Consider the following 8,679-nt stretch of genomic DNA (forward strand, 5'->3'; position numbering starts at 1 on the left):
GTCCCTCCGCGGCGGCTGCTCGGCAGCCCGACCGGCGCCGGGGACTCGGCCGTCGCGGGCCTGCTCTCGGCCCTGGTGGAGCAGCGGCCCTGGCCGGACCGGCTGGCCCGCGCGGTCGCCCTGTCGGCGGCGACGGTCCTGTCCCCCACGGCCGGCGACTTCGACCGGGCGGCCTACGAGGAGCTGCTGACCGAGGTCACGGTGACCGGGGAAGCGACCGCGGCGTAGGGCAGGTCACTTCTTGACCTGGCCCTCCTTCAGCCACAGCTGGTCCAGCAGGACGTTGCACTTGTCGCCGTCGGCGCAGGAGACCGAGATGGTGTTGGCACCCTTGTTGAGCGTCGGCCAGGCGTAGGTCTGGGTCCAGCCCTTGGAGAAGTCGCCGTCCTTGGCGCGGGCGAAGTTGTCCATGTTGAGCTTGGAACCGAACTCCTTGCCGTTGACGGTGAGCGTCATCGACTGGGGTTCGTCGGTGGTGCTGTAGCGCACGAAGACGGTGTAGGCGCCGTCCTCCGGGATGTCGTTGACGGTCCAGGTGACCGAGTTCCCCGGCTGGTTGAGGTTGGCGACGTAGATGCCGCCGTCGGACTGCGCGCCCTCGACGTCCGACGCGAGGGCGGCCGTACCGCCCAGCCGCATCGCCTTCGCGTCGGCGGTGGGCAGCTCCACCGCCTCCTCCTCGCCCGCGCTCTTGCTCGCCGACGGGGTCGGTTCGCCGCTGTCCTGGGACTGGGTCGGCGTGGAGTCCGCCTGGTTGCCGCCGCCGTCCTCGTCGTCGCCGCCGATCATGGCCACGCTGATGCCGATCACGACCGCGGCGACCACCGCGATCGCGCCGATGAGCAGGCCCTTGGTGTTCGGGCCGCGGCCCCGGCCGCCCCCGCCGTGCGACGACTGGTGCGACTGGACGGTGGTGGCGCCGCCGGGCAGCGTCTCCGGGGCGGCGTAGTGGGCGTTCGCCTGGCCGTACGCGCCCTGCTGCTGCGGAGCGGGCTGCGCCTGCTGGCCGTACTGGCGGGTCCCGACCGGTCGCACCCGGTTGACCGAGTTCGGGTAGCCGTAGCCCCCGGACGGCGGCTGGGCCCCGTTGGCCTGCCCGTCGGCGTAGAGGTAGCCGAACGGGTCGTCGTCCTCCGGCGTGCTCGCGCCGTTGTTGCCGGCCGTCATCCCTTGGTGCTCCTAGCTGCGGATCGGGTGCGGTACGAGTGTGGAGAGAACGAGCCTACCCGCTTCCCATGGCCCGAACGGGTGACCCGCACCGCATCAACCCACTGACCTGCGCTTCATCCCGCACGTCTGTGCTGTTTGGGACGAGATCGTTTCTCGACGTACATCCGTTCGTCGGCCGACTTCAGCACTTCGTCCGCCGTCATCCCGCACTGCGCCCACCCGATGCCGAAGCTGGCGCCGACCCGCACGGCCCGTCCCTCGGCCCGGATGGGCTGGATGATCTCGTTGCGCAGCCGTACGGCGAGGTCCTGGGCGTCGGCCCGGCCGAGCCCGTCGGCGAGGATCACGAACTCGTCGCCGCCGAGCCGGGCGACGGTGTCGCCGTCGCGCACGCCGTTGCCGAGCCGGCGGGCGACCTCGATGAGCACCGCGTCACCCGCGTTGTGCCCGAACCGGTCGTTGATCGACTTGAAGCCGTCGAGGTCGCAGAAGAGCACCGCGAGCCCCTTGGCGCCGTCGTCGAACTCGGCGGCGGGCGCGACGGTGTGCACGTGGTGGTCGTAGCCGTCGTAGCCCCCGTGCCCCTCCGTGCCCGGCGGGAAGTCGAAGTCGTGCCCCCGGTCGAAGGCGGGTGTGCCGTAGGCGGTGTCGAAGGAGTCCGCGGAGTCGAAGGACTCGAAGGGTGCCATGGAGTCGACGGAGGCGGGCAGCACGCCCTGCGGCTGCTGCCGGCACAGCCGGGCGGACAGCCGCGCCCGCAGCTCGGCGGAGTTCGGCAGTCCGGTGAGCGAGTCGTGGGAGGCGCGGTGGGCGAGCTGGAGCTCGCGGCGCTTGCGCTCCTCTATGTCCTCGACGTGGGTGAGCAGGAAGCGGGGGCCGTCGGCGGCGTCGGCGACGACGCTGTTGCGCAGGGACACCCAGACGTACGTGCCGTCGCGGCGGCACAGGCGCAGCTCGGCCCGGCCGCCCTCGGCGGAGGTGCGCAGCAGGGTGCCTATGTCCTCGGGGTGGACGAGGTCGGAGAAGGAGTAGCGGCGCATCGCGGAGGCGGGGCGGCCCAGGAGGCGGCACAGGGCGTCGTTGGTGCGCAGGATGCGGCCGTGCTGGTCGCCGCCCATCTCGGCGATGGCCATGCCGGAGGGGGCGTACTCGAAGGCCTGCCGGAAGCTCTCCTCGCTGGCCCGCAGCGCCTGCTGGTCGCGCTCCAGGCGGACCAGGGCGCGCTGCATGTTGGCACGCAGACGCGCGTTGCTGATTGCGATGGCGGCCTGGAAGGCGTACATCTGGAGGGCCTCGCGGCCCCAGGCGCCGGGCCGGCGGCCGTTGCGCGGACGGTCCACGGAGAGGACGCCGACCAGTTCGCCGGAGGTGCCGCCGCCCTGCGGGCCGGGGGCGTACATCGGGGCGAAGAGCCGGTCGGAGGGGTGCCACTCGTCCTCGAAGCGGGGCGCGGGCCCGTCGGTGTACCACTGCGGGACGTCGTCGTCGTCGAGGACCCAGCCCTCGGTGTGCGGTATGAAGATCAGGTCGCCCCAGCGTTCGCCCATGTTGAGGCGGCGGTCCCAGGCCGCGCGGGAGCCGGACCGGCCGGTGATGAGGGCCTCGGCGGCGGAGTTCCCGGCGAGGGCTGCGACCACGAGATCGCCGTCGTGGCGTACGAGGTTGACGCACGCCAGCTCGTAGCCGAGGGCGCCCACGACGCCGTCGGCGACCGTCTGCAGCGTGTCCGCCAGGCTGCGGGCCGTGTTCATGTCGGCCATGGCCTGGTGGAGTTGTCGCAGCGACGCAAGACGGACGTAGGGTTCCGACTCGGTCTCCATCCTCGCCCTCCCCCCGAGACCTCGCAGCGAATCAAGGGTTGTCTTCGGCGTATCGTCCCAGCAGCTTCCCCGCCACTGAATCACAGCGCGCTGCCCACTCGGTACACAGGGTCAACAATTCTTGCCCCTTGTGACTCAAGTCACAGGTAAACGTGAACAATTGCGTGGGCTTTCCGCGGTTTCCCCTCGCTTTTGACGAACGCAGTTTTTGTGATGCTTGTGTATGGACTGTGCCCGACTCGGGCGTTGGTCCTAGGTCCCGGTTCGGGCCGGGGTCCGATGTGGTGCCTGTGGAGCGGAGATTAGCGTTTCCGGCGTGCCGAACACTTCCGCCCCGTCCACGATCACCGCTGCGCCCGCCGCCCGGCATGCTGAGGGGGTGAGCAACGACGAGTTCCGAGCCGCCCTGTCCCGGCTGGCCGCCGGCGTGGTCCTGGTGACCGCGCAGGAGCCGCCCCTGGACCCCGACGACCCTTCGGCGCCGGCCGGCGAGGACGTCGGCATGACGGCCACCGCGTTCCTGTCGGTCTCCCTGGACCCGCCGCTGGTGCTGGTCAGCCTGCGCAACGGCTCCCGCATGGACGAGCTCCTCGACGAGCAGCCCCTGTGGGCGGTGTCCGTGCTCTCCGAGAGCCAGCGGCACGTCGCGGGCCGCTTCGCGATGAAGGGCCGGGTCAGCGACCGCCTGCTCTTCGCGGACATCCCGTACCTGCGCGGCGAGCACAGCGGGGCGCCGCTGGTGGGCGGCGCGCTGGCGACCCTGGAGTGCCGCACCGAGCAGCGGGTCCCGGCCGGGGACCACACCCTGGTGATCGGCCGCGTCCTGACCGCCCGGGTACCGAGCGCGGAGGGCGGTCCGCTGACGTATTTCCGGGGCCGTTACCGGCAGTTGGGCTGAACGCGATTTGCCGTCGTCGGCGAAATCCCTTTCACCGGACGGGATTTACCTGCTTAGGTTGCCCGGGTGACGACGACCACCGCACTTCGCCTCGAAGAGATCACCCCGGAGAACCTCAAGACCGCCCTCGGCATACGGGTCCGTCCCGACCAGGAATTCGCCGTCGACCCGGTGGCGGACTCCCTCGCCGAGGCCTATGTGCGTCCCGGTAAGGCCTGGCCCCGCCTGATCATGGACGGCGACCGCGCGGTCGGCTTCCTGATGGCCTTCCTCGACTTCGACTGGCACGACGACGGCAACACCATCCGCTCCGGCCTGTGGCGCCTGAACATCGCGGCGGAGGAACAGGGCAAGGGCTACGGCCGCTTCGCCGTCCGGTCGGTGGCCGAGGAACTCCGCCGCCGCGGCGCACGCGAGCTCTACGCCACCTGGGAACCCGGCGACAACGGCCCCGAGGGCTTCTACCTGAGCCTGGGCTTCCACAAGACCGGTGAACTCGCCGAGACCGAGACGGTGGGCGTACTGAAGCTGGACTGAAACACCGGGACCTCGTCAGGGGGAGGAGGTCTCACGTCCCATAGGGACGCGGGGCCGTACCCGACATTCAGCACCCATCGCGCGGACGCGCCCCAAAGGGGCGCGGGGAACTGCGCGACCAGCCACGACGGACCCGCAGGGACACTGGCCCCCGGACCGGGGGCGCACCCCGGGGGGCCGGGGCACACCCCGGGGTCCGGGACCACGTCCAAGGGGAACCGGGGGAGTCACCCCCAGTCCCGCGCGGAGCGCCCCCGCTTGGTCTCGGCCCGCTGCTTCTTCTCCCGCAACCGCCGCTCGTTGATCCCCCGCGGAATCCGCGTGGGCCTGCGCGGCTTCGGCGGCGGCGCGCTCGCCTCCGCGAGCAGCGCCGCCAGCCGCACCGCCGCCGTCTCCCGGTTGCGCCACTGCGAACGGTGCTCCGAAGCGCGAACGGTGATCACGCCACCGGTCAGCCGCCCGGCCAGCCGCTCCAGCGCCCGCTGCTTCCACACCTCGGGCAGCGCCTCGGTGCGAGCGAGGTCGAAACGCAGCTCGACCTGGGAGTCACTGGTGTTCACATGCTGTCCACCGGGCCCGGACGACCGCGAGAAACGCCACATGAGCTCGGCCTCGGGCAGGGAGACGGAGCCGCGGATGAGATAGGGACCGGACATGCCGTACAGGTTCCCGCGCCTGACCGGGCCACGTCACCCGAATATCCCGGATCACGGGACATCGGTCCCGGGACACGGGTAAAGAAAGTAAAGAGACCTGGAACCTCTCGCACCCCTCTCCGCGTTCAATGGGGTAGCTGTAGCTTCTAGCCGTACGTAAACGAGGGAAGGGACTCCCAACAATGGCTGTAAGCCTGTCCAAGGGTGGCAACGTCTCGCTCACCAAGGAGGCTCCGGGCCTGACCGCCGTCACCGTGGGCCTCGGCTGGGACGTCCGCACCACCACCGGCACGGACTTCGACCTCGACGCCTCGGCGATCGCGGTCAACACGCAGGGCAAGGTCTACTCCGACGCCCACTTCGTGTTCTTCAACAACAAGCAGACCCCGGACAACACCATCGTCCACACCGGTGACAACCGCACCGGCGAGGGTGCCGGCGACGACGAGGCGATCAACGTCAACCTCGCCGCCCTCCCGGCCGACATCGACAAGATCGTCTTCCCGGTGTCGATCTACGACGCCGAGAACCGCAGCCAGAACTTCGGCCAGGTGCGCAACGCCTACATCCGCATCATCAACCAGGCCGGCGGCTCCGAGATCGCCCGCTACGACCTGTCGGAGGACGCCGCCACCGAGACCGCCATGGTCTTCGGCGAGCTGTACCGCAACGGCGCGGAGTGGAAGTTCCGCGCGGTCGGCCAGGGCTACGCCTCGGGCCTCGTGGGCATCGCCCAGGACTTCGGCGTGAACGTCTGACGGACGCCCCGCCCATGACGCGGTCCCCGGCCGGGCGGCAACCACCCGGCCGGCCGGGGCTCCGGCATGCCGTCAGGGCCGCTCCGGCCGCCCCTCCCCGTACAGCCAGTCCTCCCAGATCCCGGTGAAGTCCTCGTCCGGAGCCGACTTCTCCACGTACGCCGTGAAGTCGCCGGTGTCCGCGTTGCCGTGGCGGTGCTCCCGCGCCCAGCCCCGGAGCAGGGCGGAGAAGGAATCGTCGCCGACCGCCTGCCGGATCTTGTGCAGGACCATCGCCCCGCGCCAGTACACGGGGGTGGCGGAGACACTCGCCGCGTCCGGCGGCTCGGCGGGCGGAAAGGACCACAGGGCCTCATTGCTCCCCGCGTCCGGGAAGTACGAACCGGCGTACAGCAGGTCGAAGGTCCGCTGCGCGGTACCGCCGCCGTGGTCCTCCTCCCACAGCCACTGCGCGTACGTCGCGAAGCCCTCGTTGAGCCACATGTCCCGCCAGGTGCGCGGGCTCACGGAGTCGCCGTACCACTGGTGGGCGATCTCGTGGACCAGCAGCACGATGTCGGGGGCACCGGGGAAGACGGGCCGGTTCTGGGTCTCCAGGGCGTACCCGGCGTCCCCGGGACGCTCGACGATCGCACCCGCGGAGGAGAAGGGGTACGGACCGAAGGTCCGCTCCGCCCACGCCAGCACCTCGGGGATCCGCGCCAGGACCGCACGGCTCGCCTCCGCCTGCTCCGGATCGACGGCCGTGTACACGGGCAGCCCGCCGGCGGTCACCGTGCGGCGGACCTCGTACCTGCCGACGGCCAGCGTCGCGAGATAACTCGCCATCGGCTCGCCGGTGCGCCACCGGTACGTCGTACGGCTCCCCCTGCGCTCCTCCCCGGCCGGCTCCCCGTTGGACACCACCCGCAACTCCTTCGGCACCGTCACCGCGATGTCGTACGTCGCCTTGTCCGAGGGGTGGTGGTTGCCCGGGAACCACGCCATCGACCCCACCGGCTCCCCCAGCGCCAGCGCCCCGTCGGCGGTGCGCAGCCAGCCCTCCTCCGAGCCGTCCGGGTCGGTGACGGTCACCGGAGCGCCGGCATAGCGGACGGTCACCCGGAAGGTGCCGTCCACCGCCTCACGCGGGCGAACGGTCAGCTCCCGCCCCGCCCGGCTCCAGCGGGCGGCCACACCGTCGACGGTGACCTCCTCCACGTCGAGGCCCTCGAGGTCGAGGTTCAGCGCGGAGAGGTCCTCCGCCGCCCGTGCGGTGATCGTCGCGGTGCCGGCGAGACGGTGCGCGCGGGGGTCGTAGGCCAGGTCGAGGTCGTAGTGGCCGACGTCGTAACCACCGTTACCGGCCTTCGGGAAGTACGGATCACCCACACCGGAGCTGCCGGCGGGAGCCCCGGAACCATCCCCGCAGGCGGCCACGGACACCACGAGCAGGGCGGCGACGACACTGCGGGAACCGGGGCGGTGGAAGCGCACTCCAGGATCCTATGAGGACCTGCGCACCACGACGTGACACCATCACCCCCGTGCTCGACATCGGCTACGCCCTCTCCAACCGCTTCCCCGACCCCCCGCAGACCGACTACCGCCGCGCGGACGTCCACGCCCTGCGCCACGACCTGTTCTGCGGGGACGTCTACCTCGCCGACACCGAGTCGGACCGCGAGCTGTCCACGGCCTGGGGATGGGTACCGGTGCTCGACTTCGCGTGGGCGCTGTGCGACATCGTCGAGCACATCGACCGGGACCCGGCCGGCTCCCGCGCCTCCCGCCCCCAGCACGCGGAACTGGACTTCACCGAGTCCACCGACCGCCTGCTCTTCGAGCGCCGCTTCGGCTGGGTGGACATCGAGGCGGAGTGGCTGCCCGCCTCCGAACCCCCGCTGACCTTCTCCCACACCGAACTCCGCCGCGAAGCCCGCGACTTCCTCCACGACCTCCTCGCCGACCTGACCGACCTCCACGAGGACCTCGGCGAGAACCCGGCCGTCTGGACCCTCCAGGCCCGCTTCCCGAGGATCCCCTGACCACTGTCGGTCACCATGATGAGAGCATCGCTCCCCGGAGCGGCACCGCAACCGAGAGGGAGACCAGTGGCGCAGGGGCGTGCGACCTACGTGATGAACTACACGGTGCACCCACCCGCCATCGTCCGGGACGGAGTACCGGACGCCCTCGGCCCGGCCGTCCGGCTCTCCCGCGACGCCGACGGCCCCGCCCCCGACCGGCTGCGATCGACACGCGCCTTCCATCTCCACGCCGAGAACGGGGCCCCGGTCGCCCGAGTGGTCACCACGCAACCCCTGGGCTCCCGGCTGAGCGGACGCCCGGCCGTGTACGAGGTCCTGGACCCGTCCGGCGCACCACTCGGACGGATCACGCTACGGCGCCGACGGGCCTTCCGCCCCGGCCGGAGACGCTGGACCGTGGAACCGGTCGCCGGACGCACCCTCCGCGGGTATGAGGGCCGTCTGCTGTGGTGGACGCTGTGGTGGCCCGTGGGACTGCCCGTCGGCCTGGTGTTCCTGGTCATGAGCCTGCTGGGCGAGGGCGACGGCGGGATCCGTCCGCCCCGGCGGATCATCTGGCGGGACGGCTCACGCCGGGCACACCTCGTCTTCCGTGCGGTGGCCGAGGAGTACCGCATGCCGACGTCCGACGTCGATCCCCGACTCGTCAACGCCCTCATCGCGCTGCACCAGTCCTTCGACCCGTCCGAACGAACGGGCACATGGGGTTGGTACGGGGAGTGAGCTCCGGCCCCCTGGTCCCCTGTCCCTGTTCCGGCCCCCCTCCCCCCGCTCACCCCTCCTCCCTCACCCCTCCACCCTGATCCCCAG

The 8,679-nt window shown here is 71.2% G+C and carries 10 protein-coding genes; 6 read left to right on the top strand and 4 right to left on the bottom strand.

The window, feature by feature from the left end; all coding sequences use genetic code 11:
* On the top strand, positions 1–228 hold a 228-nt coding region (locus B7767_RS08460; protein WP_256923360.1), incomplete at its 5' end, for a PfkB family carbohydrate kinase.
* A gap of 6 nt (positions 229–234) precedes the next feature.
* On the opposite strand, the gene B7767_RS08465 is transcribed toward B7767_RS08460, so the two are convergent.
* Both B7767_RS08465 and cdgB read right to left on the bottom strand, forming a co-directional pair.
* A complete protein-coding gene (locus B7767_RS08465) occupies positions 235–1,167 on the bottom strand; it encodes a carbohydrate-binding protein (protein ID WP_085571629.1) in 933 nt (310 codons plus the stop codon).
* Positions 1,168–1,283: 116 nt separating this feature from the next.
* On the bottom strand, positions 1,284–2,990 hold the full coding sequence (cdgB, locus tag B7767_RS08470) for a diguanylate cyclase CdgB (protein WP_085571630.1): 1,707 nt from the start codon (positions 2,988–2,990) through the stop codon (positions 1,284–1,286).
* A 316-nt stretch (positions 2,991–3,306) separates the two neighbouring features.
* Here cdgB and B7767_RS08475 point away from each other — a divergent pair, with 316 nt between their 5' ends.
* Together B7767_RS08475 and B7767_RS08480 are read left to right on the top strand one after the other, a co-directional pair.
* Entirely contained in the window at positions 3,307–3,888 is a 582-nt protein-coding gene (locus B7767_RS08475) for a flavin reductase family protein (RefSeq protein ID WP_085571631.1), read from the top strand.
* Positions 3,889–3,954: 66 nt separating this feature from the next.
* A complete protein-coding gene (locus B7767_RS08480) occupies positions 3,955–4,425 on the top strand; it encodes a GNAT family N-acetyltransferase (RefSeq protein WP_085571632.1) in 471 nt (156 codons plus the stop codon).
* Positions 4,426–4,652: 227 nt separating this feature from the next.
* Here B7767_RS08480 and arfB read toward each other — a convergent pair whose 3' ends face one another.
* Complete coding sequence (gene arfB, locus B7767_RS08485) at positions 4,653–5,090, bottom strand: alternative ribosome rescue aminoacyl-tRNA hydrolase ArfB (protein ID WP_085571633.1); 438 nt, start codon at positions 5,088–5,090, stop codon at positions 4,653–4,655.
* A 173-nt stretch (positions 5,091–5,263) separates the two neighbouring features.
* On the opposite strand from arfB, the gene B7767_RS08490 reads away from it, so the two are divergent.
* Positions 5,264–5,839: a TerD family protein gene (locus B7767_RS08490; protein ID WP_030864397.1), complete on the top strand. Its 576-nt coding sequence runs from the start codon at positions 5,264–5,266 to the stop codon at positions 5,837–5,839.
* A 72-nt stretch (positions 5,840–5,911) separates the two neighbouring features.
* Here the strand turns inward: B7767_RS08490 and B7767_RS08495 are convergent, their stop codons facing one another.
* Positions 5,912–7,315: a M1 family metallopeptidase gene (locus B7767_RS08495; RefSeq protein WP_085571634.1), complete on the bottom strand. Its 1,404-nt coding sequence runs from the start codon at positions 7,313–7,315 to the stop codon at positions 5,912–5,914.
* Between the two features lie 50 nt (positions 7,316–7,365).
* On the opposite strand from B7767_RS08495, the gene B7767_RS08500 reads away from it, so the two are divergent.
* Both B7767_RS08500 and B7767_RS08505 read left to right on the top strand, forming a co-directional pair.
* Positions 7,366–7,866 carry a hypothetical protein gene (locus tag B7767_RS08500; protein ID WP_085571635.1) on the top strand — a complete coding sequence of 167 codons (501 nt, stop codon included), beginning with the start codon at positions 7,366–7,368 and terminating at the stop codon, positions 7,864–7,866.
* Between the two features lie 66 nt (positions 7,867–7,932).
* A complete protein-coding gene (locus tag B7767_RS08505) occupies positions 7,933–8,592 on the top strand; it encodes a hypothetical protein (protein ID WP_085571636.1) in 660 nt (219 codons plus the stop codon).
* Positions 8,593–8,679: the final 87 nt, after the last annotated feature.

It is taken from the genome of Streptomyces sp. 13-12-16, from assembly GCF_002114215.1.
Classification (GTDB): domain Bacteria; phylum Actinomycetota; class Actinomycetes; order Streptomycetales; family Streptomycetaceae; genus Streptomyces.